Raw genomic sequence first — 21809 nt, forward strand, 5'->3', positions numbered from 1 at the left:
GGAATTCCAATGTCAGAACCAACAGAGAACAGCCCGCAGAACGCGGGAAACTCCACCCGCATTGTCGCCGGCCAGGCAGCCCCCAAGCGGCCCCTTGGGCTGAAGATCGGTATCGCGGCAGCAGTCCTCGCCCTCGTTGGCGGAGGCGCCGCCGTCGCCTCCGCCGTCAACAGCAACAACTCCGGCACTGCCCCGGCCGCCGAAGCCGCCCCCGCCGGTAACCCCGCAGCCGAACTCAAGCTTGGCTACTTCGGCAACGTCACCCACGCTCCCGCACTGGTGGGCGTGAGCCAGGGCCACATCGCCAAGGAGCTCGGGGACACCAAACTCAGCACCCAGGTGTTCAACGCGGGCCCCGCAGCGATCGAGGCGCTCAATGCCGGAGCCATTGACGCCACCTACATAGGCCCCAACCCGGCCATCAACTCGTTCGTCAAGAGCCAGGGCGAGTCGATCCACATCATCGCCGGCGCCGCCGCAGGAGGGGCGCAGCTGGTGGTCAAGCCGGAGATCAACTCCGCGGCGGGCCTCTTGGGCAAGACGCTCGCCTCGCCGCAGCTCGGTGGCACGCAGGACGTGGCCCTCCGCGCCTGGCTCTCCTCCCAGGGCTACAAGACCAACGTGGACGGCAGCGGCGACGTCGCGATCAACCCGACCGAAAACGCCCAGACGCTCAAGCTGTTCCAGGACGGAAAGCTCGACGGCGCGTGGCTGCCGGAGCCGTGGGCGTCGCGGCTCGTGCTGACCGCCGGAGCGAAGGTGCTGGTTGACGAAAAGGACCTCTGGGACGGTTCCCTTTCCGGCAAGCCCGGCGAGTTCCCCACCACCATCCTCATCGTGAACCAGAAGTTCGCGGCCGAGCACCCGGACACCGTGAAGGCGCTCCTCAAGGGCCACGCGAAGTCGGTGGATTGGCTGAACAGCGCGTCCGGCGCCGAGAAGGCCAGCGTCATCAACGCTGCCCTCAAGGAGGCGGCCGGCGCGGAGCTGAAGGCGGACGTGATCGACCGCTCGCTGAAGAACATCGTGTTCACGGTGGACCCGTTGGCCGGAACCTACCAGAAGCTCCTGGCCGACGGCGTCACTGCCGGGACCACCAAGCAGGCTGACATCAACAGCATCTTTGACCTCACAGCACTCAACGAGGTGACGGACGGGAAGACCTCCGCGGCCGGCCTCGGCAAGGAGTAGCGGCGGCAAGACAGCGTTACCCGAACAGCGCCCGCTTTGGCAGGACGGTAAGCCGTCTTTGCTGAAGCGGGCGTTTGCCGCTCCGCCCTACCCGGCCAGGCCCCCGTTCATCTCAGCGCGCGTGGGCGGATTGGCTCCGCGGCGGGAGACGGTAACGGCGGCTGCCCGGGCAGCGTGCTCAAGCAGCTCGGCGAGGCTTTCGGCAGGCAGTTCGCGGAGGTCCTTGCGGTTTTGGGCACCGTCCAGGCCGCGATCCACGATGCCGGACAGCAACGCGGCCATGAAGGAATCCCCTGCGCCCACGGTGTCTGCCACGTCCACCTTGGGGGCCGGGCACTCCGACTCGCCGGCCGCCGTGATGCCCCAGGGCCCGGCCTCGCCGCGGGTGACCACCACCATCGCCGGCCTTTCGGTCCTGCCGAGGGTCATCCACCGCCGGGCTGATTCCAGCACATCCTCCCCCGGGTACAGCCAGGCCAGGTCCTCGTCAGAGGCCTTGACCACGTCCGCGAGGGACACAAACTTCTCAGTATGGCGGCGGGCGTAGTCCACGTCGCTGATGATGCTGGGCCGGCAGTTGGGATCAAAGCTGATGGTGGCGGACGGGTGCGCGTATTCGACGGCGGCGAGGACGTCGGTTGCGCCCGGCGCCAGCATCGTGGCAATGGACCCGGTGTGCAGCAAGGTGGTGCCCTGCAGCATGAAGCCCAGCCGGTCGGCGATGCCGGGAAGCTCCCAGGCGAGGTCGAACGTGTAGGTGGCGGCGCCGTCGTCGTCCACCAGGGCGGTGGCCACGCTGGTAGGCAGGTCATCCGGGCCGAGCGGAAGCATCACTGAACTGGCGCGCAGGTGCGCAGCCACGGAATCGCCGTAGGCGTCCCGGCCATAGCGGCCGATGAACTGCACCGGGTGGTCCAGACGGGCCAGGCCCACCGCGACGTTGAGCGGGCTGCCGCCCACGTGGGCCTCGATCCCCGAGGCGCGCTGGACAACGTCAACAAGGCCTTCGCCAATAACAGTGAGCATGGTCATACTCTGCCAGACATGGGCCGCTGCCAGCAGTTCGTGTCAGCGCAGCAGCGCCGCCACCAGTTCCCGGCACGTCCGGTAGGCCTCCGCGCCGGGATCGATCAGCGCGAAGTGGTCGCCGGGGACGCTAACCAGCTGCGGGGGCACCCTGCCGGAGCGGCCCGTGTCAACATACGCTGCGGACATTGCCGGCGGGACGTCGTCGTCATCCTCGGCATGGACGGCGAAAACGGGGACGTCCAGCGGCAGCGCGGCCACCGGATCCGCGTACCGGTACCGGCCGGGAAGGTCCGACGGCGGCCCGCCCAGCAGGTTAACCACCGCACCGTTGCTCAGGTGGAGCCTTTCGGCCCCGGCCAGGTCCAGGACGCCGGACTGGCTCACCACGCCGGCGAGCCGGACGCCCGCGTGGTCCGCCCGGACCTCCCGGTCCTCCCCCGGCAGGCCCAGAAAGCCCAGCCTGTCCCTTCCCGCCGCCCAGACCGCGAGGTGCCCGCCCGCCGAATGGCCCAGCGCCACCACCTTTCCGAGGTCCAGCGAGTGAGGCCCCGCCAGTTCACGCAGCTTGTCGATGCCGGCCAGGATGTCCTGGAAGGTACCCGGCCAACCGCCGCCGTTGCCTGCCCGCCGGTACTCCAGGTTCCAGGCCGCGACGCCATGCTCGGCCAGGTCCAGGGCCAGCGGTTCGCCCAGTTCCGCGCCGTACGTTGAGCGCCAGTAGCCGCCATGGATGACCACCACCACGCCCCGCGGCCCCGTTCCGGCCGGCCGTGCTGGCAGGAAAAGTTCGCCCCATTGACTGAAGTCCGGGCCGTATTGGTAGCGGTGGCGCTCGATCATGAGCCGAGACTACAGCGGGCGCGGCACCTCCGCCGTGCCTTGCCGGGGCCTGCCCCGCATGGTTAGCTGGGGTCCATCCGGCACATCATTGGGGGAATCATGAGCCAGGTCCGCACCTCGTCCTTGTATACGCGCACGCTGTTCAGCGGCATCGCCCTCGGCGTGCTCGCCGTTCTCATCATGTTGTCCTCGAACTGGTTCATGCAGGGAATCGGCATCAACGCGCTCAACAGCGGCAACCCCGTGGCGGCCTTCCTCGCCCAGCTGTACGGGTTCCTGGCACTGGCGTGCCTGCCGTTTTCAGCCGCGCTTATTTCCGCTGCACTGGTGATGCGGTTCCTGGACCTCCGGCTGCCCGGCCATGGACTGCCCGCACCGGCCGCCGGCCGCGAAGGCGTGCCCGACGGCAACGGCGAGTAACGCCGTCGTTCTTTAGCGTTTGGCAGGGGACCTTTGTGGGCACGTTTCTGTCATGGATTCCTCTGAAACGGTCACCACCCACGATTCGACGGTCGACGACTGGACCCGCGCCCTGGCCGAGTCCACCGGCTCGCCCGGTGGCGGCGCCGGCACGGGCGTCATGCTGGCCATCGCTGCGTCCCTGACCTCCATGGTGGCCGGCTACTCGGAGAAAGAGGACGACGGCGGCATGGTCGCCTCCATCAGGGAACGCGCCCAGCAGCTCCGCCGGGAGGCCCTCAAACTTGCCGATGACGACTCCGCGGCATCCCGGGCCTTCGGCGCCGCGTTCCGGCTGGACCCGGGACCGGAGCGGGACGAGGCCATCCGCAACGCATCCGTGGACGCTGCCAAAGCCTCGGCCGTCCTCGGCGAGCGCGCCATCGAAGCCATTGACGACCTCGCCTGGCTGGCGGACAAGGGGAACCCTGCCTTGGTCGCGGACGTCGTCGTCGCGTTCGGCGCCCTCCGCGCGGCGGTGGCCGGGGCGCGGACAAACGTCAGCTTCGACTTGGGGTCGCTGCGGTCCGCCGGCACCTCGCTGGAGGATGTCCGGGAGCAGCACCCGGACCTGTGGGCCAATGTGGAACGCCTCACCGCCGCCCTGGACCGGATCGACGGCCTGGCCGCCCGGATTGATGACCGCGCCGCCCCCACCGATAGCATCTGAGACGGCGGTGGTCACCTTGGCGCTTGCTGTTGCCTGCTGCTCGGGGCGGCGTGGGTGTTGAACTAGTTAGGCGTCCTCGAGCTGCAGGTGCGGTGTGGGCCGGCGGAACCCGCGGGTAAGGAACGCCAGGTACACCAGCCCGAGCCCTGCCCAGGCCAGGCCCAATGAGAAGGACAGGCTGCTCAGGCTTGTCCAGAGCCAGACGGTCAGCACCAGCCCGGTACCGGGCAGCACCAGGTTGTTGACCAGGCCCTTGGGTCCCCGCTCCTTCCGGTTGATGAAGTAGTGCTTGATGACGGACAGGTTGACCACCGAGAAGGCAACGAGGGCGCCGAAACTGATGAGCGACGAAACAGTGGCGAGGTCGAGCACCAGGGCAAGCAGTGCCACCGCTGAGGTCAGGACGATCGGGACCACCGGTGTGCGCAGCCACGGGTGGAGCCGTCCCAGGACTGCGGGCAGGACGCGGCTGCGGCCCATGGAAAAGATGATGCGGGAAACCGACGCCTGGGACGTCAGCGCTGACCCCAGGCTGCCCGCAATGTATGCGGCGGTGAAGAATGCCACCAGGAAGTCGCCACCCGCAGTGCCCACTACTTCAATCGCCGCGGAGTCCGGGCTGGTGAAGGTGCCCACCGGAAGAAGCAGGTGGCTGATGTAGGCAAGGCCCAGGAAGATCAGGCCGGCCAGGACGGTGGTCAGCATGATGGCCCGGGGGATGCTCCGCTGCGGGTTCCTTGTCTCCTCGGCGAAGGTGGAAACCGCGTCAAAGCCCAGGTAGGACAGGCACAGGATGGCGGCGCCGGCCAGGATGGGTGACAGTCCGCCCGCACCGTCCACTCCCGTGAAGGGGGCCAGGAGGTCAACTGTTCCCGAGCCGCTGACCGAGACCCAGGCTAGGACAACGAACAGCACGATGAACAGGCCCTGAAGTCCCACCACCACGAAGTTGGCCCGGGCCACGGCGGTGATGCCGACGATGTTCAGCACGGTGACGGCCACGATTGAGACAACAATGAACAGCCAGGCCGGCACGCCCGGGAAGGCAGCGTTCAGGTAGATGCCGATCAGCAGGTAGTTGATCATTGGCAGGAGCAGATAGTCGAGCAGCAGGGACCATCCGGCCATGAAGCCCAGCCCCGCACCGAATGACCTCGTGGCGTACGTGTAGGCGGAGCCGGCAAACGGGAAGGCCTTGGCCATCCGCCCGTAGGAACGGGCGGTAAAGAGCATAACCACCAGCGCGGCAGCGTAGGCGGCCGAGAGGCGCCCGCCGGTCAGTTCGACGACGATGCCGTAGGTGCTGAAGATGGTCAGGGGAACCATGTACACCAGGCCGAGCAGCACCAGCGAAGGGACCCCCAGCACGCGGCGCCAGCCGGTTCCGTTTCTTTCGGCCTCAGTTTCGGGCGGGCTCCCCTTCGCGGGGTTCTGGATATCAAAGGCGGAGGTCATGGGGGGTCCTAAAGGTTCAGGCCTGCGAAGTCGGGGCGGTACAGGGAACGGGAACGATCTGGGGAGGACGGTGCGCCCGGGATTCTGGCCGCGCCGTAGGTGGCCACTTTCCTTCTGTTGACTTCGATGCTTGCGAAAGTCCAACCGGCACTCCATAAATGAATGGGGTTCATTTAGTAAACCAGTGACGCCGGTCACGAGTCAAGAGCCTGCGTCGTGTTGCGTCCGCGTCATGCGGGGCCAGCCAAGGCCTCCAAGTCGCATTCCCGTCCTCTGTCTTACCCCCGCCGTAAGCTGGGAGCATGCCGAGTAACTGGGAAAGCCTTGACGCGCCGCTGCGTGATTCCGTGCAGCACAACGTGGAGATCTACGAGCGCGTCCGCCCCGCCCTGAAGCTTGTCACCAAGGACGTCCTGCTGATCATGCGGGACATGTTGAAAGACACCGAGGTCACCCCACTCTTCGTCACCGGCCGGACCAAAACGGTGGAATCGTTCAAGGAAAAGATCTCCCGGACCGAGGAGCCCCTGGAGCCGGGCGGGCCCCGCGTGCTGAAATTCCCGGACCCATTCCGGACGCTTAATGACATGGTGGGGATCCGGGTGATCACCAGGCTGCCGGCCGAGAACGCGACCGTGGCCAACCTAATCAAGCGCCAGCGCCAGCTGTTCGACTGCCGCGGCGACCGCGAGAAGGACATCGGTTCCATCGAATCCGGCACCTACGGGTACTCCAGCCGGCACCTGATCCTGCGGACCATCCAGAACGAGGCCGTCAAGGAGTACCAGCAGGTCTTCAACCCGGATGCCCAGCCCAACGGCAGCTACTTCTTCGAGTGCCAGATCCGCACCATCTTCGCGCATGCCTGGAGCGAGATCGAGCACGACATCCGCTTCAAGGCCGAGGACCCGCGTGCCTGGACGCCGCACTTCGACCGCCAGTTCACTGCCACCGCCGCCATGCTGGAAACGGTGGAGACGGCCTTCGCGGACCTGCATGAACGCTATGAGGAAGTCCGCAGCTTCTGGGACATGGACGGCGAGGGTGCCGCCCCGCTCACACCCAACCGGATCCGCGACGTCTGGCGGACCCTGCTTCCGCACGTTGACCGCAAGGTGGACGACGACTGGGGCTGGGCTGCCGAACTCCTCGCCGCGCACGGGCTCAACCAGACCATGCAGCTGGCCGGGCTGCTCAGCGCCAACCGCATCACCGAGGTCCGCAAGGCTTTGGATCACCGCTACTCCCCCGGCCCGGACCGCCTCCTCGATGACCTTCTGCTGTGGCAGTACGGCACGAAGCACATCGACCTCACTGCCGAGGCTTCCGACGTCGTCCCGCACCCCCGGCGCGACAGCCTCCTGCGCCGGCTCAAACAGATCGAGCGTTACCGGCTGACGAAGAAGTAGGGCCGCGGCGGGCCGGGGTGCCAGGAGGGGCGGTGGAGTCCCGGACTATCAGGTGGGTGGCAAGTTCAACGCGGTGGGAATCCAGGACTTCCCCGCGCGCCTGGCGCAGCAACGACCGCAGCGCTGCACGCCCCATCTCCTCCAACGGCTGGGCCACGGAGCTCAGGGCAGGCACGGATTCCTCGCCCTGCTTCGTGCCGTCAAAGCCAATCAGGCTCATATCTTCCGGAACGCGGATGCCATGGCGGCCTGCCTCGCCTAGAACCCCCAGCGCGATGGCGTCGCTTCCGGCGAAGATGGCGGTGGGGCGCTTTTCCAGCTGCAATAACGCTTTCAGCCCGGCAACTCCGCTCTCCCTGCGGAACCGGCCGCCGGAGACAATGTAGTGGGGGTCCACCGTAAGGCCACGGGCCATCAGGGCGGCCATGTAGCCGTGCAGCCTGGCCTGGTTGCATTCGGCCCTTTCGATGCCGCCGATGTAGGCGATGCGCTGATGCCCCAGTTCGAGCAGATGTTCGGTTGCGGCCTTGCCGCCGGCCCAGTTGGTTGCCCCTACGCTGACGACATCGGCCGACGGCGGGTTTAGCGGGTCGATAACGACGACGGGAATCTTTCGGCGCCGGAAGGCCTGCAGCTGCCCGGTGCTGAATGCAGAGGTGACCACGATCATCCCTGCCCTGCCTTCTTCCAGCATGCGCTGGGCACGGCGTTCCGGGCTCTGCAGGTTCGAGGGTGACGGTCCGGTGACGCTGACCAGGATCTCGACGTCGGCGGCTGCGGCGGACTGCAGGATGCCGTTGAGGACCTCAATCATGTAGGCAGAGTCGAGCACGTCGATCACCACCTCGATGACCGTTCTTACTTCCGCAGCGGACCGGCGCTGCAGCGGGGACTGGTATCCGGCCTGCTCCAGCGCGGCCAGGACGCGGGCACGCGTTTCCGGCGCCACGTCTTCACGGCCGTTCACCACCTTCGAAACGGTTGGTGCCGAGACGCCGGCCTGCATTGCCACCATGGCGAGCGTGGGCTTGGCCCTCTCCGGGATCTTCATTGACATCGAGGCTCGCAACCTTTCGAAATTTTCGTGAGCTTCATTCTGCAGATGCAGCCGCAACACCGTCAAGAGCCGCTCGCGGTGCGAGATAATTCCGCCCAGAACATCTTGACCTAGGCCTATCCGGCCCTTTAGTTTAGAGCGTGATCTAAATCACGCGTTCGAAATATTTCGAACAAGGTCGTTCTGAGCCACCCCCAATATTTGCGAAGAAGCAATTTCAGATGGAGAAGCAATGAAGCAGCCCCAGACCTCCCGCCGCTCTTTCCTCGCCCTTGCAGCCCTCACTCCGTTCGCCGTCGCCGCAACCAGCGCGTGCGGCACCTCCGGGCCGGGAACCTCGAGCGCAGGCGGGGGTGCCAGCATGTGGTACCTGTCCGGCGAGCCGAACCAGACAACCATGCAGAAGGCCGTTGACGCGTTCAATTCGGCGAACGCGGACAACAAGATTCAGGTCACCTACTTCCAGAATGACGCCTACAAGACCAAGATCAAGACCGCTATCGGAGCCGGCCAGGCACCCACCATCATCTACGGCTGGGGCGGCGGCACGCTGAAGACCTACGCGGAAGCCAGCCAGGTGGAGGACCTGACCGGCTGGTTCGAGGAGAACAAGGACCTCAAGGAAAAGTTCTTCCCTTCCTCCTTCGGCGCAGCCACCGTGAACGGCAAGATCTACGCCCTGCCCAACCAGTACGTAGCCCCGATCGTCCTGTTCTACAACAAGGAACTGTTCGAGAAAGCCGGCGTCCAGCCGCCCGCGACCTGGGATGACGTCATGTCGCTGGTCAAGACCTTTAACGACATGGGCGTGGCACCCTTCTCGCTCGGCGGGCAGTCCCGCTGGACCTCCATGATGTGGCTGGAATACCTGCTGGACCGCATCGGCGGCCACGAGGTCTTCAACGCAATCTTCGAGGGCAAGCCGAATTCCTGGCTGGACCCGGCTGTGATTGAGACCGGAACTAAGATCCAGGAACTCGTCTCCGCTGAAGGTTTCATCAAGGGATTCTCCTCGATCACCGCAGACTCCAACGCCGACCAGGCCCTCCTGTTCACAGGCAAGGCCGCCATGATGCTGCACGGCACCTGGACCTACGGCGGCATGAAGAAAAACGGCCAGAACTTCGTCCAGGACGGGAAACTGGGCTTCGTCCAGTTCCCCACGGTTCCCGGTGGAAAGGGCGACCCCAAGAACGGCGTCGGAAACCCGGCCCAGTACATGTCGATCTCCTCCAAGGCGAACGAACAGGAAAAGGAGTCCGCGAAGAAGTTCTTCAAGGACGGCATCCTGACCGAAACAGTCATTGACACCTACATCAACTCCGGGTCCGTACCCATTGTTAACGGCATCGAGGACAAGCTGGACAAGTCCGAGGACAAGGAGTTCCTGAACTTCGTCTACGACCTCGCCAAGAACGCCCCGAACTTCCAGCAGTCGTGGGACCAGGCCCTGAGCCCCACCGCAGCCGAGGCCCTGCTGAACAACATCGACCAGTTGTTCCTGAAGTCGATTACGCCGCAGCAGTTCGCCGAGAACATGAACGCCACCCTCGGAAAATGAGTAACACCGTCTCCACCGCGCCCCGGACCGCTGTCACCAGGGGCGAGTCCGAACAAACCGGGAAGCGCAAGGCAGCACTTGCGTGGCTGACTGTGCCAGCGCTGTTCTTCTTCCTGGTCTTCGCCGTAGTGCCGCTGGCCGGCGTCTTCATCCTCAGCTTCGCCAGCTGGGACGGCATCGGCGCCATCGGTCTGGCAGGCATGGCCAACTGGTTCTCCGTCCTCGCGGACCCCGGCCTGTACAACGCCCTGGGGCTCACCTTCCTGATCATGATCGCCTCCTGGCTGGTGCAGACTCCGATCAGCCTCCTCCTGGGGGTCTTCACAGCAGGAAGCCAGCGTTACCGCGCAGCCCTGGCAGTGCTGTACTTCCTGCCCCTGCTGCTCTCCTCAGCGGCGGTAGCCATTGCGTTCAAGGCCCTGCTGGATCCGAACTTCGGCCTGGCCACGGGTCTCGGCCTGCCGTTCCTTGCGCAGGACTGGCTTGGTGTCCCGCACCTGGCCCTGGGACTGGTCATCTTCGTGATCGCCTGGCAGTTCGTACCGTTCCATACGCTCATCTACCAGGGCGGCGTGCGGCAGATTCCCAAGTCCCTCTACGAAGCGGCCGAGATCGACGGGGCGGGCGTCATCAAGCAGTTCTTCCACATCACGCTGCCCCAGTTGAAGTACACCATCATCACCTCATCCACCTTGATGGTGGTGGGATCGCTGACGTACTTCGACCTGATCTTCGTCCTCACCGGCGGCGGCCCGGGCAACTCCACCAGGATCCTTGCCTTGGACATGTACCTGCGGGGCTTCCGGGCCAACCTGATGGGCCCCGCCAGCGTCATCGCCGTCATCCTCGTCATCATCGGCCTTGCCCTTGCCTTGCTCCTCCAGCGCCTCGGAGGCAAGGACAAGCAGGGCAGCCAACTGGAAGGGCTGTAGCGTGAGCACCGTCTTGAACACCAGCACGGAGGAAACCAGGGCCGGCGCCGCTGCAGCCTCGTCAGGCCGCACACCGGGCCTGGGCTCCAGGTTCCGGCGGCTCAACATCCCCGCGGGGCTGGGCGGCTGGCTCTGGCTGGCCATCATCATCATTCCCGTGTACTACGTGGTGATCACCAGCCTGAAGACACAGGAAGGCTACTTCGGCCAGAACCCGCTGGCGCTCCCCACCTCGCCCACGCTGGAAAACTACCAGCTGGTCCTTGAGGCGGATTTCGCCAGGTACTTCATCAACAGTGCCATCGTGACGATCGGTGCCGTAGCACCCGCCGTACTGATTTCCTTCATGGCCTCCTTCGCCATTGTGCGGGGCAGCGGCAGGTTCCTGAAACTGGTCAACGGCATGTTCCTGATGGGCCTGGCGATTCCGCTCCAGGCGACGATCATCCCCATCTACCTGATGATCATCCGGCTCAACCTGTACGACAGCCTGCTGGCACTGATCTTGCCGTCCATTGCCTTCGCCATCCCTCTGACGGTCCTGATCCTGTCCAACTTCATCCGCGACGTACCGAACGAACTGTTCGAATCGATGCGGCTGGACGGCTGCAGCGAATGGCAGATCATGTGGCGGCTGGCCCTCCCGCTGACCCGTCCGGCCATCGTGACCGTCGCCATCTACAACGGCCTGCACGTCTGGAACGGATTCCTGCTGCCGCTGGTCCTCACCCAGAGCCCGGAGCTACGCGTGCTGCCCCTCGCTTTGTGGACCTTCCAAGGCGAGTACAGCGTCAACATCCCGGCCGTGCTCGCCTCCGTGATGCTGAGCACGCTGCCCATCCTGGTGCTCTACGTCGTGGGCCGCCGCCAGCTGCTCAGCGGCCTGACCGCCGGCTTCAGCAAATAGAAAGGATTTCTCCTATGACCACCGCGAAACCCCTGCGGGTAGGCATGGTGGGCTACGCCTTCATGGGCGCCGCCCACTCCCACGCCTGGCGCACCGCGCCCCGGTTCTTCGACCTGCCGCTGCAGCCGGAACTCACCGCCGTCGCCGGCAGGAACGCCGAGGGCGTACGCGCGGCAGCGGACAAGTTCGGCTGGGAATCGGTTGAAACGGACTGGCGCCGGCTGATCGAGCGGGACGACATCGACCTGATCGATATCTGCACGCCGGGCAATACCCACGCCGAGATCGCCATTGCCGCCCTTGAGGCGGGCAAGCATGTGCTGTGCGAGAAGCCGCTGGCGAACTCCGTGGAGGAAGCCGAACGGATGACCCTGGCAGCTGAAACCGCCGCCAAGCAGGGCATCGCCTCCATGTGCGGCTTCAGCTACCGCCGCACGCCTGCCCTGGCCCTGGCCAAGCGGTTCGTGGAACAGGGCCGGCTCGGCGAGATCCGCCACGTCCGGGCCCAGTACCTCCAGGACTGGCTGTCCGACGCCAACGCCCCCATGACTTGGCGGTTGGACAAGAGCAAGTCCGGGTCCGGTTCCCTGGGCGACATCGGGGCCCACAGCATCGATGCGGCCCAGTGGGTCACCGGCCGGAACATCACCGGGGTGTCGGCACTGCTCGAAACCTTTGTCCCTGAACGCCCCCTGGCGGGCGACCTGGTAGGACTGGGCGGGCACGGCGACCTCAGCAGCGACGCGCCCCGGGGGAAGGTCACCGTCGATGACGCAGCCATCTTCAGCGCAAAGTTCGACGGCGCTGCTTCCACGGGTGCCATCGGCGTCTTTGAGGCCACGCGGTACGCGCTTGGCAGGAAGAACGCCATGCGGCTGGAAGTGAACGGCACCAAGGGCTCCCTGGCCTTCGACTTCGAGGACATGAACGTCCTGTCCTTCTACGACGCCGCTGAATCCCCCGACGCCGGCTTCCGCAAGATCTTCGTCACCGAACCCGAGCACCCCTATGTGGGAAATTGGTGGCCCACCGGGCACGGGCTCGGGTACGAGCATGGCTTCACCCACCAGGTGGTGGACCTCGTCACGGCAATCGGCGAAGGCCGCCAGCCGGAACCGTCCTTCGCGGACGCCCTGCAGGTGCAGCGGATCCTCGCCGCCGTGGAATCCAGCGCCGCCAACTCCAGCCAGTGGCAAAAAGTCTGAGCATGCTTCCGCACGCAACGAAGGAAACCTGATGACACGACCAATCACGCTTTTCACCGGCCAGTGGGCCGACCTGCCGTTTGAGGAGGTGGCCCGGCTCGCCGGCGAGTGGGGCTTCGACGGGCTTGAGATCGCCTGCTGGGGCGACCACTTGGACCCGCGCCGCGCGGCGGAGGACGACAACTACCTCGAAGGCCGGCTGGACATCCTGGAGAAGAACAACCTGCAGGTCTTCGCCATCGCCAACCACCTCACCGGCCAGGCAGTGTGCGACGACCCCATCGATGAGCGCCACCAGGGCATCCTGTCCCCGGAAATCTGGGGAAACGGGGAACCCGAAGGAGTCCGCCGCCGTGCAGCGGAGTCGGTGAAGGACACGGCACGGGCAGCGGCGCGCCTGGGCGTCAAGACCGTGACAGGGTTCACCGGCTCGTCCATCTGGAAGGCAGTGGCCATGTTCCCGCCCGCCTCGCAGGCAATGATCGACGCCGGGTACCGGGACTTCGCGGACCGCTGGAACCCGATCCTGGACGTCTTCGAGGAAGAGGGCGTCCGGTTCGCCCTGGAGGTCCACCCGTCCGAAATCGCCTACGACTACTGGACCGCCAAGAGAACCCTCGAAGCCATCGGGCACCGCAAGAGCTTCGGGCTGAACTTCGACCCGTCCCACTTCATCTGGCAGGACCTGGACCCCGTGATGTTCCTGCAGGACTTTGCCGAACACATCCTCCACGTCCACGTCAAGGAATCCGTCCGCCAGCTGGACGGCCGCAACGGGCGCCTGGGCTCCCACCTTGCCTGGGCAGATCCGCGCCGCGGCTGGGACTTCGTCACGGCAGGGCACGGGGATGTGCAATGGAACCGGATCTTCCGGACCCTGAACGCCATCGGTTACACCGGCCCCACCAGCATCGAATGGGAGGACGCCGGAATGGACCGCCTCATCGGTGCACCGCAGGCCCTGGCGATGGTCCAGGAACTTGCCCGGATCGCCCCGCCCGCAGCCGCGTTCGACGCCGCTTTCGCCACCCGCTGAACAGACGATTCAAGAGGAAAAATGACAACCCAGAACAAATCAGCACTGGTGGTGCGCGGCGGCTGGGACGGACACCAGCCGGTCGAAGCCACTGAAGAGTTCATCCCCTACCTCAAGGAGCAGGGCTACGATGTCCGCGTCGAGGAATCCCCGAAGATCTATGCCGACGCCGACTACATGGCCGGGGTGGACCTGGTCATGCAGTGCATGACCATGTCCACCATCGAAAAGGACGAGTTCGCCGGACTGCGGGCAGCCGTGGAAAACGGCACCGGCCTGGCCGGCTGGCACGGCGGCATCGCCGACTCCTACCGCAACAACTCGGACTACCTGCACCTGATCGGCGGCCAGTTCGCCTGCCACCCCGGCAAGCACCCGGACGAGTGCAGTGGAGAACAGTCCGACAACTACGTTCCCTACACCGTCAACATGCTGCCGGCAGCCGCCGAGCATCCCATCACCAAAGGCATCAAGGACTTCGACCTGGTCACCGAACAGTACTGGGTCCTCTCCGACGACTACATCGACGTCCTCGCCACCACCACCCAGAAAGTCCGCGAGTGGGACCCCTGGAACCGTGAAGTCACGTCCCCGGCCATCTGGACCCGCCAGTGGGGCAAAGGCCGGATCTTCGTCGCCACCCCCGGCCACCGGGTGGAAATCCTCCAGGACCAGAACGTCCGCACCATCATCGAAAGGGGCCTGCTGTGGGCAAGCCGTTGAAAGTAGGGATCGTTGGCTGCGGAGCCATCATCGCGCAGTACCTCGTCAACTTCCGCAAGCTCAATGACATCGAACTCGTGGCGGTGGCCGACCTGGATCCGGCGCGGGCGCAGGCGGTGGCGGAGCAGTACGATGGCGTCCGCGCAGTGTCCGTGGACGAACTCCTGGCCGCGGACGACGTCGAACTGGTCCTGAACCTTACTATCCCTGCGGCGCACGCCGAGGTGGCACTGAAGGCGATCGCGGCGGGCAAGAGCGTGTACGGCGAGAAGCCCCTTGCTGCCACCACTAGGGAGGCGCGGCAGGTGCTGGACGCCGCGCGGGAGGCGGGCGTCGTCGTCGGCTGTGCTCCTGACACCGTGCTTGGCACCGGCATCCAGACGGCACGCAAGGCGATCGACGACGGCCTCATCGGCGCACCCGTCTCCGCGAGCGCCACCATGGTGACCCCCGGCCACGAGCGCTGGCACCCAAACCCGGACTTCTACTACCAGCCCGGCGGCGGGCCCCTCCTGGATATGGGCCCCTACTACGTGACCGCCCTGGTGACCCTGCTGGGGCCGGTGGTGTCGGTGGTGGGCGCGGCGAGCCACACCCGGAACGAGCGGACTATCGGCTCGGGGCCGCGCCAGGGTGAAAAGATCCCCGTCACCATCGACTCGCACGTGACCGGTGTCCTGACCCATGCGTCCGGTGCGCTCTCCACCCTGTTTATGAGCTTCGACGCCGTGAAGTCCAAGTCCCCGAACATCGAGATCCACGGCGAGCGCGGATCTCTGGTGGTCCCTGACCCCAACCATTTTGACGGCGATGTCCAGCTGTTTTCCCTTGGGGCAGAGGACTGGCAGACGCTCCCCGTGTCGGCTGGCTACGTGGACTCCGGACGCGGCTTTGGGATCGCGGATCTCGCCTCCACGGCGCCCGGCACTGAGCCCCGCGCCGGCGGTGCGATGGCTTACCACGCCCTGGAGGTCATGGAATCCGTGCTCGAATCAGCGCACAGCGGTTCGGCTGTCCGCATCACCAGCACGGTGGAGCGGCCGGACAGCGTGGAGCTGACTGTCCTGGCGGAGGACGCGCTTCAGGCCCAGGAAGCATCCTAGGTATGGCCTACACAGCGGAAAACTGGCCCGTCGCCGCGGCGATGCTTCCCTTTCCGGGTACCAGCCCCGACGGAACCCACGTCAACGACGCGGATCCATCCGCCTGGGCCGAGGCGCTGGCTGAGGTGAAGGATGCCGGGTTTGCCAACGCGGACCTGACGGACAGCTGGCTGCGGCCCGGCGACCTGAGCCGGCACCGGCTCGCCGAATTCAAGCAGGCGGCAGAGGAGGTGGGCATTGGCATCCCGGCCATTTCCGCGATCCGGCGCAGCGTGATCGATCTGCGCAACTGGGAGGCCAACCTGGCCTACAGCCACCGCACCATCGACGCCGCTGCGGAATTGGGCTGCGAGGTTGTCTCCTTCGGGCTCCACCAGGCCATCACCCCGGAGCAGCAGAAGCAGTTGTGGTTCTGGACGGTGGAAGGGCACAAGGACCCGTCGGGAGACAAGGAAGCGTGGGGTGACGCCGTCGCCCGCCTTCGCGAACTCGGCCGGCACGCCGCGCAGGTAGGTGTCCTTGTTTCGCTTGAAACGTACGAGGACACCTACCTCGGCACCGCGGACTCGTCCGTGCGCCTCGTCCAGGACATCGGGCTTCCGAACGTGGGCCTGAACCCGGACCTGGGCAACCTGGTCCGGCTGCACCGGCCGGTGGAGGACTGGCGTGAGATGGTGGCCAAAACCCTGCCCTACTCCAACTACTGGCACATGAAGAACTACTTCCGGGACGAAGACGCCGCGCGCGGCACGTATGTGACCATTCCGGCTCCGATGGAAAGCGGCCTCATTAACTACCGCGAGGCCTTCAAGCTGGCGCTGTCCGCCGGCTTCCAGGGCATCCTCTGCACCGAGCACTACGGCGGGGACGGCTTGAGCGTCTCCGCCAGCAACCAGGACTACCTCCGGCGCCACGTGCTTCCCAAGCGGGACGGTTATGCGCTGGGCGAGAGCCATGTTGCGCAGGGACGGCAACAGCCGACGGCGGACCTCGTCAACGCGTGACTGCCCAGGGCCTGAAGGCCGGCCTTCCTACAAGGATCCAAACGAGGAAACCATGACCCAGATTTTTGACGACCCCGCCGACTTCGTGGAGGAGGCACTGGACGGCTTCGTGGCCGCCAACCGCGGGTACGTGGCCCGCGTGGACGGAGGCGTTGTGCGTTCCACCGAAATGGCGCACCGCCAGGTGGCGGTGGTGGTGGGCGGCGGTTCCGGTCACTACCCCGCGTTTGCCGGCCTGGTGGGCCCCGGCCTGGCTGCAGGTGCGGTGTGCGGCAACATCTTCACCTCACCTTCCGCCGGCCAGGCCTACCGCGTGGCCAAGGCGGCGGACACCGGGGGCGGAGTGCTGTTCAGCTTTGGCAACTATGCGGGGGACGTGATCCACTTCGGCGAAGCCCAGCAGCGGCTTAACGCCGAAGGCATCGAAACGCGGACGGTCCTGGTCACGGATGACATCGCCAGCGCCCCCCTGGATGAAATTGATAAGCGCCGTGGAATTGCCGGTGACCTGACCGTCTTCAAGATCGCCGGCGCCGCGGCGGAAGCGGGACTGGACCTGGACGCCGTCGAACAGCTGGCCATCCGCGCCAACTACTGCACCCGAACGCTCGGCGTCGCCTTCGACGGCTGCACGCTTCCCGGGGCTGCGGAACCGCTGTTCCACGTGCCCGCCGGCCAGATGTCGTTGGGCCTGGGCATCCATGGCGAACCGGGGATTTCCGAGCATCCGCTGCCTACGGCCTCCGAGCTCGCGGAACTGCTGGTCTCCCGGCTGCTGGAGGACAAGCCGGAAGATGCAGGCGACCGCGTGGTGGCCATCCTCAACGGCCTGGGCAGGGTCAAGTACGAGGAACTGTTCCTGCTGTTCGGCAAGATCGAGAAACTCCTCACCACTGCGGGACTGACGATCGTGGAGCCGGAGTGCGGAGAGCTGGTCACCAGCCTGGACATGTCCGGGCTGTCCCTTACGCTGCTGTGGCTGGACGAGGAACTGGAGCGCTACTGGGCAGCCCCGGCCGATACGCCCGGGTTCCGCAAGGGCAGTATGGCAGGGCGGGAACGCCGGGCACTGCGGACCCTGGATCGGGGCGAACAGGAGGGCACCGCGGCTGCTGAGGAGGAAATTGCGACGGCGGCAGCGGCTGAGCTGGGCCGGCTGGCAGCCGTCGTGCTCGCGCAGGCGCGGGCCGTCGTCGTCGATCATGAAAAAGAGCTGGGCAGGCTGGACGCGATAGCCGGCGACGGCGACCACGGCATCGGCATGCGACGCGGCGCGGAAGCGGCAGCGGCAGCCGCCCTGCACGCCACGGCTGCCGGCGCCTCCGTGCAGCGGGTGCTGACCGCGGCCGGGGAGGCTTGGAGTGAACGCGCAGGCGGAACGTCGGGGGCACTGTGGGGATCTGCCCTCGCGGCGGCCGGGCATGCCCTCGGCAACAAGGACTCGTACAGCGGCGGGGACGCGGCGGCCGCCGTGAACGCCTTCGTGGAGGCCGTCACCAGCCTGGGCAAGGCTGATGTGGGCGAGAAGACAATGGTGGACGCGCTGCTTCCCTTCCGGGAGGCCTTCCTGGCCACGTTCGAAGTGGGGGCGCCAGTGACCGGGGCGCTGGCCTCCGCGGTGACCGCCGCGCGCCAGGCTGCCGACGCCACCGCATCCCTGCGCCCGCTGAAGGGGAGGGCACGGCCGCTGGCCGAAAAGAGCCTGGGCCACCCGGATCCCGGAGCAGTGTCCTTTGCCCTGATCGCTACGCGGGTTTCCGATTACTTCGATTCTTCACAGCCGCTGTCCTATCCCAGGCAGGTCGCTTACATGTCCGGAAATGGAGCTCACGCATGAGCGCCGCTGCCGGGGCAGGATGGAGGATCGTCATCGGCAACGATGAAGCCGGCGTCGAATACAAGGAAGCGCTGAAGGCGCTGCTCGAAGCTGACAGCCGTGTTGAGTCGGTGCTGGATGTGGGGGTCGCTTCCGGCGACTCCACCGCCTACCCGCACGTCGCCGTCCTCGCCGCCCGGAAGGTGGCAGACGGCGAGGCGGACCGTGCCCTGCTGATCTGCGGCACCGGACTGGGCGTGGCCATCGCGGCCAACAAGGTGCCCGGCATCCGGGCCGTCACCGCCCACGACTCCTACTCCGTGGAACGATCCGTCATGAGCAACAACGCGCAGGTCCTCACCATGGGCCAGCGCGTCATCGGCCTGGAACTGGCCAAGAAGCTCGTGGGCGAGTGGCTCAGCCACCGCTTCGACACAACGTCACCTTCCGCCGCCAAGGTGGACGCCATCTGCTCCTACGAGCCCGAATCCACGAAAGCAGTCTAAACATGCCTGAAGCAGCAAACAGCCCAAGCCCCGCGAACGTTACCCGGCACGTCGCCGTCGTCGGATCGGGGTACATGGGCGGCGGGATCGCCCAGGTCCTGGCGCTCGGTGGAGCACGCGTGGCACTCGCCGACGTGTCCGCCGAAGTGGCGCGGAGCAACTACGACCGGCTCCTGGCGGAGTCGGACCAGTTCGTGGCCGACGGGCTGTTCCCCGCCGGTTCCACGGAAACCCTCAAGCAGAACCTCTGGGCAGCCAGCGACATCGAGGAAGCCGTTGCCGACGCTGATTTCATCGAGGAAGCGGTCCCCGAGATCATTGCGGTCAAGCACCAGACGCTGTCCCGCATCAGCCAGGCGGCCCGGGCGGACGCCGTCATCGGGTCCAACACCTCCACCATCTCCATCGGTGAACTCTCCCGGCCGGTCAGCAACCCGGAACGGTTCCTGGGCGTCCACTTCTCCAACCCGTCACCCTTCATCCCCGGCGTCGAGATCATTCCGCATGCGGGCACCTCGCCGGAGGTTGTGGGGACTGTCCGCGGCCTTGTCCACGCAGCCGGAAAGCAAACAGCAGTAGTCAAGGACGCCACCGGCTTCGTCCTCAACCGCCTGCAGTACGCGCTGTTCCATGAAGCCGCGCAGCTGGTGGAGCAGGGCATAGCAACCGCGGACGACGTTGACACCCTGGTCCGCACCACGTTCGGCTTCCGGCTGCCCTTCTTCGGGCCGTTTGCGATCGCGGACATGGCCGGGCTGGACATCTACGACTTCTGCTACAAGTCCCTGCAGACCGATTTTCCGGAGCGGTTCGCCACGCCGAAAATCCTGAGTGACCTGGTGGACGCCGGAAAGCTTGGCACCAAAACCGGCGCCGGGTTCCTCAACGTCCCCGCCGAACGAATCCCCGAGCTGATCGCCTACCGCAACAAGGCGTACGTAGCCATGCAGAAGCTGCTTGACGAGCTGGGTCCGGCACCGATCAACTGAGCACTTCGTGGGTGTCCGATCGCGTCAGCAGAAGATCACCCCGAAGACACCTTGCGGACACCTGCGCCCGGGAGAATCGAACCAGGAAAACTCCCATGCGAGAGGCGGGGAAAGGTCATGGCCAGCAGTGACCACATCGACGTCGATTTCTGTCGCGAACTCGCGTCAGGCGACGCCGTCGAAGCGTATTACAAGAACACCCTGGTTCACCGCGGCCCGGTGACGGGCACTGCCCCGGACCAGGGGCTCGTCTGGATTCTCGACACCTTGACCGGCGACAGGCTGCTCCTCGACCTGGCCGAACTTGAGATTGTGCGCATTCCCCCGCGCTACCGTGAGGTCCGGGTGGAGGCACCCCGCCCCTAGCGCGGGGTGGACCAGCGCACGAGCCTAGACGGCCAGCCGCTGCCCCTCAGCCAGGGCAGGTGCGGAACACGCCGCCGGTGCCGGCGCCATCGTGGGGCGGGGAGCCACCACGGGGATGGCGCCCGTCAGGACCTCAACCACCGCCATCTGGCCGGTGGTGTCCGGGACGCCGGGGTACTGCACCTGGGAAGCTTCGGCGGCAGCGGCAGCGGGGCCGTCCGTTGCCCGCATACGGACCAGTGCGACCGCGGAGATCAGGAACCACGCCACGTTGGTGAACACCGAGGGCCAGGCCCCGTGCAAGGTGCCGTTGATAATGAAGGCAACGGCACCGAACAGGTTCGCCACCTGGAAACCCTTGCCGGCCTTCAACCAGCCCATGGACACGGCCAGGTATGCACTGAGAATCGCAGCCGCGCCTGCCCAGCCGGCAATTTCCCACAGCAGTTCCATGGCGTCCTTTCAAGATGTCCCGGACAGTATCCGGGCAGGGGTTTCGATAGCAATGAAGGTTCGGTTTTGCCGGTGCTGCGTTTTCTCGAGCCCTGTCCGGGCGAGGGCCTCATACTGGCCGGCGGCACAATCATATCCCGCGGGGAACCGGCCATTTTCACTGCTGAACCGTGATGCTGCACACCTCTGGACAACTCCCCTGCCCCGTAGCACGATCTGAGGTGTGACCTCCGACCCCTACCTCCGCGAACTCACCCAGCTTCGCCGCGTCAAGGACCGGATGGACCGGGAGTACGCCCAACCGCTGGATGTTGAATCGCTGGCCAGGGACGTCCATATGTCCGCCGGCCACTTCAGCCGCCGCTTCAAGCTCGCCTACGGCGAATCGCCCTACAGCTACCTCATGACCCGGCGGATTGAACGCGCCATGGCGCTGCTCCGCAAAGGCGACCTCAGCGTCACTGAGGTGTGCTTCGCCGTCGGCTGTTCCTCGCTGGGCACCTTCAGCACCCGCTTCAGCGAGCTGGTGGGCATGCCTCCCAGCACCTACAAACAGGAGGCGGAACGCTCGACGGCGGGCATCCCCGCCTGCGTTGAAAAGCAGGTCAGCAGACCGGTCAGGAATCGAGAAGCGCCGCTTGCGGAGCCGCAACTAGCATGGCTGCCATGAACATCACCATCTCCTCCAGCTTCCTTCCGCACACCGATCCGGACGCCTCGATGGCGTTCTACCGCGACGCCCTGGGCTTCGAAATCCGCAATGACGTTGGCCGCGGCACCATGCGCTGGATCACCGTGGGCCCGGCAGGCCAGCCTGACGTCTCCATCGTCCTCTACCCGCCCGCGGCGGACCCCGGCGTCACCGACGACGAGCGCCGCACCATCGCCGAAATGATGGCCAAGGGCACCTTCGCAACGGTGGTCCTGTCCTCCCCGGACGTGGACGCCGCCTTCGCCAAGGTGGAGGCGAGCGGGGCCGACGTCGTCCAGGAACCCATCGACCAGCCGTACGGGATCCGGGACTGCGCCTTCCGCGACCCCGCCGGCAACACCGTTCGGATCAACCAGCAGCCCTAAGCTTGAACCCAGCGACGCCAA

At 66.0% G+C, this 21809-nt stretch carries 23 protein-coding genes; 18 read left to right on the forward strand and 5 right to left on the reverse strand.

All coding sequences use genetic code 11. The annotated features are described in order from the left end of the window. Positions 1 to 9 precede the first annotated feature (9 nt). Positions 10 to 1191: an ABC transporter substrate-binding protein gene (locus AC5RT3_RS12665; protein WP_494124336.1), complete on the forward strand. Its 1182-nt coding sequence runs from the start codon at positions 10 to 12 to the stop codon at positions 1189 to 1191. Positions 1192 to 1278: 87 nt separating this feature from the next. On the opposite strand, the gene AC5RT3_RS12670 is transcribed toward AC5RT3_RS12665, so the two are convergent. Next, positions 1279 to 2217: a carbohydrate kinase family protein gene (locus AC5RT3_RS12670; protein WP_494124337.1), complete on the reverse strand. Its 939-nt coding sequence runs from the start codon at positions 2215 to 2217 to the stop codon at positions 1279 to 1281. Between the two features lie 42 nt (positions 2218 to 2259). Continuing rightward, on the reverse strand, positions 2260 to 3060 hold the full coding sequence (locus AC5RT3_RS12675) for an alpha/beta hydrolase (protein WP_494124338.1): 801 nt from the start codon (positions 3058 to 3060) through the stop codon (positions 2260 to 2262). Positions 3061 to 3159: 99 nt separating this feature from the next. Between AC5RT3_RS12675 and AC5RT3_RS12680 the strand changes: the two genes are divergently transcribed. Both AC5RT3_RS12680 and AC5RT3_RS12685 read left to right on the forward strand, forming a co-directional pair. Continuing rightward, positions 3160 to 3480, forward strand: a complete 321-nt coding sequence (locus tag AC5RT3_RS12680; protein ID WP_494011253.1) for a hypothetical protein — start codon at positions 3160 to 3162, stop codon at positions 3478 to 3480. A gap of 52 nt (positions 3481 to 3532) precedes the next feature. Then, positions 3533 to 4189, forward strand: coding sequence for a cyclodeaminase/cyclohydrolase family protein (locus AC5RT3_RS12685; protein WP_494011254.1), 657 nt, complete (start codon positions 3533 to 3535; stop codon positions 4187 to 4189). A gap of 66 nt (positions 4190 to 4255) precedes the next feature. Here the strand turns inward: AC5RT3_RS12685 and AC5RT3_RS12690 are convergent, their stop codons facing one another. Beyond that, on the reverse strand, positions 4256 to 5644 hold the full coding sequence (locus AC5RT3_RS12690) for an APC family permease (protein ID WP_494124339.1): 1389 nt from the start codon (positions 5642 to 5644) through the stop codon (positions 4256 to 4258). Positions 5645 to 5946: 302 nt separating this feature from the next. Here AC5RT3_RS12690 and AC5RT3_RS12695 point away from each other — a divergent pair, with 302 nt between their 5' ends. Further along, complete coding sequence (locus tag AC5RT3_RS12695; protein ID WP_494052773.1) at positions 5947 to 7053, forward strand: GTP pyrophosphokinase; 1107 nt, start codon at positions 5947 to 5949, stop codon at positions 7051 to 7053. Here the strand turns inward: AC5RT3_RS12695 and AC5RT3_RS12700 are convergent. Beyond that, positions 7016 to 8110 carry a LacI family DNA-binding transcriptional regulator gene (locus AC5RT3_RS12700; RefSeq protein WP_494011257.1) on the reverse strand — a complete coding sequence of 365 codons (1095 nt, stop codon included), beginning with the start codon at positions 8108 to 8110 and terminating at the stop codon, positions 7016 to 7018. The two genes, AC5RT3_RS12695 and AC5RT3_RS12700, sit on opposite strands and share 38 nt — an antisense overlap. Positions 8111 to 8342: 232 nt before the next feature. Here AC5RT3_RS12700 and AC5RT3_RS12705 point away from each other — a divergent pair, with 232 nt between their 5' ends. From AC5RT3_RS12705 to AC5RT3_RS12760, 12 genes are all read left to right on the forward strand, one after another. After that, positions 8343 to 9671, forward strand: coding sequence for an extracellular solute-binding protein (locus tag AC5RT3_RS12705; protein ID WP_494124340.1), 1329 nt, complete (start codon positions 8343 to 8345; stop codon positions 9669 to 9671). Next, complete coding sequence (locus AC5RT3_RS12710) at positions 9668 to 10603, forward strand: carbohydrate ABC transporter permease (protein WP_494011259.1); 936 nt, start codon at positions 9668 to 9670, stop codon at positions 10601 to 10603. The genes AC5RT3_RS12705 and AC5RT3_RS12710 overlap by 4 nt, the downstream gene beginning before the upstream one ends. A gap of 79 nt (positions 10604 to 10682) precedes the next feature. Continuing rightward, positions 10683 to 11510: a carbohydrate ABC transporter permease gene (locus tag AC5RT3_RS12715; RefSeq protein WP_494124383.1), complete on the forward strand. Its 828-nt coding sequence runs from the start codon at positions 10683 to 10685 to the stop codon at positions 11508 to 11510. Between the two features lie 14 nt (positions 11511 to 11524). Further along, on the forward strand, positions 11525 to 12715 hold the full coding sequence (locus AC5RT3_RS12720) for a Gfo/Idh/MocA family protein (RefSeq protein WP_494124341.1): 1191 nt from the start codon (positions 11525 to 11527) through the stop codon (positions 12713 to 12715). Between the two features lie 31 nt (positions 12716 to 12746). Next, positions 12747 to 13751, forward strand: coding sequence for a sugar phosphate isomerase/epimerase family protein (locus tag AC5RT3_RS12725; RefSeq protein ID WP_494052772.1), 1005 nt, complete (start codon positions 12747 to 12749; stop codon positions 13749 to 13751). A 21-nt stretch (positions 13752 to 13772) separates the two neighbouring features. After that, positions 13773 to 14474, forward strand: a complete 702-nt coding sequence (locus AC5RT3_RS12730) for a ThuA domain-containing protein (RefSeq protein ID WP_494011262.1) — start codon at positions 13773 to 13775, stop codon at positions 14472 to 14474. Next, entirely contained in the window at positions 14459 to 15577 is a 1119-nt protein-coding gene (locus AC5RT3_RS12735) for a Gfo/Idh/MocA family protein (RefSeq protein WP_494011263.1), read from the forward strand. Before AC5RT3_RS12730 ends, AC5RT3_RS12735 begins: the two co-directional genes overlap by 16 nt. Before the next feature lie 2 nt (positions 15578 to 15579). Beyond that, positions 15580 to 16581 carry a sugar phosphate isomerase/epimerase family protein gene (locus AC5RT3_RS12740; RefSeq protein ID WP_494011264.1) on the forward strand — a complete coding sequence of 334 codons (1002 nt, stop codon included), beginning with the start codon at positions 15580 to 15582 and terminating at the stop codon, positions 16579 to 16581. 52 nt (positions 16582 to 16633) lie between these two features. Next, entirely contained in the window at positions 16634 to 18418 is a 1785-nt protein-coding gene (locus AC5RT3_RS12745; RefSeq protein WP_494124342.1) for a dihydroxyacetone kinase family protein, read from the forward strand. After that, positions 18415 to 18903, forward strand: a complete 489-nt coding sequence (locus tag AC5RT3_RS12750) for a ribose-5-phosphate isomerase (RefSeq protein WP_494011266.1) — start codon at positions 18415 to 18417, stop codon at positions 18901 to 18903. The genes AC5RT3_RS12745 and AC5RT3_RS12750 overlap by 4 nt, the downstream gene beginning before the upstream one ends. 2 nt (positions 18904 to 18905) lie before the next feature. After that, on the forward strand, positions 18906 to 19892 hold the full coding sequence (locus AC5RT3_RS12755; RefSeq protein WP_494124343.1) for a 3-hydroxyacyl-CoA dehydrogenase family protein: 987 nt from the start codon (positions 18906 to 18908) through the stop codon (positions 19890 to 19892). A gap of 117 nt (positions 19893 to 20009) precedes the next feature. Then, a complete protein-coding gene (locus tag AC5RT3_RS12760) occupies positions 20010 to 20258 on the forward strand; it encodes a hypothetical protein (RefSeq protein ID WP_494124344.1) in 249 nt (82 codons plus the stop codon). Positions 20259 to 20282: 24 nt separating this feature from the next. On the opposite strand, the gene AC5RT3_RS12765 is transcribed toward AC5RT3_RS12760, so the two are convergent. Then, a complete protein-coding gene (locus tag AC5RT3_RS12765; protein WP_494011269.1) occupies positions 20283 to 20711 on the reverse strand; it encodes a CBU_0592 family membrane protein in 429 nt (142 codons plus the stop codon). 280 nt (positions 20712 to 20991) lie between these two features. Between AC5RT3_RS12765 and AC5RT3_RS12770 the strand changes: the two genes are divergently transcribed. Together AC5RT3_RS12770 and AC5RT3_RS12775 are read left to right on the forward strand one after the other, a co-directional pair. Further along, positions 20992 to 21381 (forward strand): helix-turn-helix transcriptional regulator, encoded by a 390-nt coding sequence (locus AC5RT3_RS12770; RefSeq protein ID WP_494011419.1) that lies wholly within the window; start codon positions 20992 to 20994, stop codon positions 21379 to 21381. Further along, positions 21369 to 21788 (forward strand): VOC family protein, encoded by a 420-nt coding sequence (locus AC5RT3_RS12775; protein ID WP_494011270.1) that lies wholly within the window; start codon positions 21369 to 21371, stop codon positions 21786 to 21788. The genes AC5RT3_RS12770 and AC5RT3_RS12775 overlap by 13 nt, the downstream gene beginning before the upstream one ends. The last annotated feature ends 21 nt before the right edge of the window (positions 21789 to 21809 follow it).

The organism is Arthrobacter sp. Y3221159, from assembly GCF_059089885.1.

What these genes read in the sequence shown, in the direction of transcription:
- AC5RT3_RS12665 (WP_494124336.1), top strand. Translation starts at nt 10, where the DNA reads ATGTCAGAACCAACAGAGAACAGCCCGCAGAACGCGGGAAACTCCACC.
- AC5RT3_RS12670 (WP_494124337.1), bottom strand. Translation starts at nt 2,217, where the DNA reads ATGCTCACTGTTATTGGCGAAGGCCTTGTTGACGTTGTCCAGCGCGCC.
- AC5RT3_RS12675 (WP_494124338.1), bottom strand. Translation starts at nt 3,060, where the DNA reads ATGATCGAGCGCCACCGCTACCAATACGGCCCGGACTTCAGTCAATGG.
- AC5RT3_RS12680 (WP_494011253.1), top strand. Translation starts at nt 3,160, where the DNA reads ATGAGCCAGGTCCGCACCTCGTCCTTGTATACGCGCACGCTGTTCAGC.
- AC5RT3_RS12685 (WP_494011254.1), top strand. Translation starts at nt 3,533, where the DNA reads ATGGATTCCTCTGAAACGGTCACCACCCACGATTCGACGGTCGACGAC.
- AC5RT3_RS12690 (WP_494124339.1), bottom strand. Translation starts at nt 5,644, where the DNA reads ATGACCTCCGCCTTTGATATCCAGAACCCCGCGAAGGGGAGCCCGCCC.
- AC5RT3_RS12695 (WP_494052773.1), top strand. Translation starts at nt 5,947, where the DNA reads ATGCCGAGTAACTGGGAAAGCCTTGACGCGCCGCTGCGTGATTCCGTG.
- AC5RT3_RS12700 (WP_494011257.1), bottom strand. Translation starts at nt 8,110, where the DNA reads ATGTCAATGAAGATCCCGGAGAGGGCCAAGCCCACGCTCGCCATGGTG.
- AC5RT3_RS12705 (WP_494124340.1), top strand. Translation starts at nt 8,343, where the DNA reads ATGAAGCAGCCCCAGACCTCCCGCCGCTCTTTCCTCGCCCTTGCAGCC.
- AC5RT3_RS12710 (WP_494011259.1), top strand. Translation starts at nt 9,668, where the DNA reads ATGAGTAACACCGTCTCCACCGCGCCCCGGACCGCTGTCACCAGGGGC.
- AC5RT3_RS12720 (WP_494124341.1), top strand. Translation starts at nt 11,525, where the DNA reads ATGACCACCGCGAAACCCCTGCGGGTAGGCATGGTGGGCTACGCCTTC.
- AC5RT3_RS12725 (WP_494052772.1), top strand. Translation starts at nt 12,747, where the DNA reads ATGACACGACCAATCACGCTTTTCACCGGCCAGTGGGCCGACCTGCCG.
- AC5RT3_RS12730 (WP_494011262.1), top strand. Translation starts at nt 13,773, where the DNA reads ATGACAACCCAGAACAAATCAGCACTGGTGGTGCGCGGCGGCTGGGAC.
- AC5RT3_RS12740 (WP_494011264.1), top strand. Translation starts at nt 15,580, where the DNA reads ATGGCCTACACAGCGGAAAACTGGCCCGTCGCCGCGGCGATGCTTCCC.
- AC5RT3_RS12745 (WP_494124342.1), top strand. Translation starts at nt 16,634, where the DNA reads ATGACCCAGATTTTTGACGACCCCGCCGACTTCGTGGAGGAGGCACTG.
- AC5RT3_RS12750 (WP_494011266.1), top strand. Translation starts at nt 18,415, where the DNA reads ATGAGCGCCGCTGCCGGGGCAGGATGGAGGATCGTCATCGGCAACGAT.
- AC5RT3_RS12755 (WP_494124343.1), top strand. Translation starts at nt 18,906, where the DNA reads ATGCCTGAAGCAGCAAACAGCCCAAGCCCCGCGAACGTTACCCGGCAC.
- AC5RT3_RS12760 (WP_494124344.1), top strand. Translation starts at nt 20,010, where the DNA reads ATGGCCAGCAGTGACCACATCGACGTCGATTTCTGTCGCGAACTCGCG.
- AC5RT3_RS12765 (WP_494011269.1), bottom strand. Translation starts at nt 20,711, where the DNA reads ATGGAACTGCTGTGGGAAATTGCCGGCTGGGCAGGCGCGGCTGCGATT.
- AC5RT3_RS12770 (WP_494011419.1), top strand. Translation starts at nt 20,992, where the DNA reads ATGGACCGGGAGTACGCCCAACCGCTGGATGTTGAATCGCTGGCCAGG.
- AC5RT3_RS12775 (WP_494011270.1), top strand. Translation starts at nt 21,369, where the DNA reads ATGGCTGCCATGAACATCACCATCTCCTCCAGCTTCCTTCCGCACACC.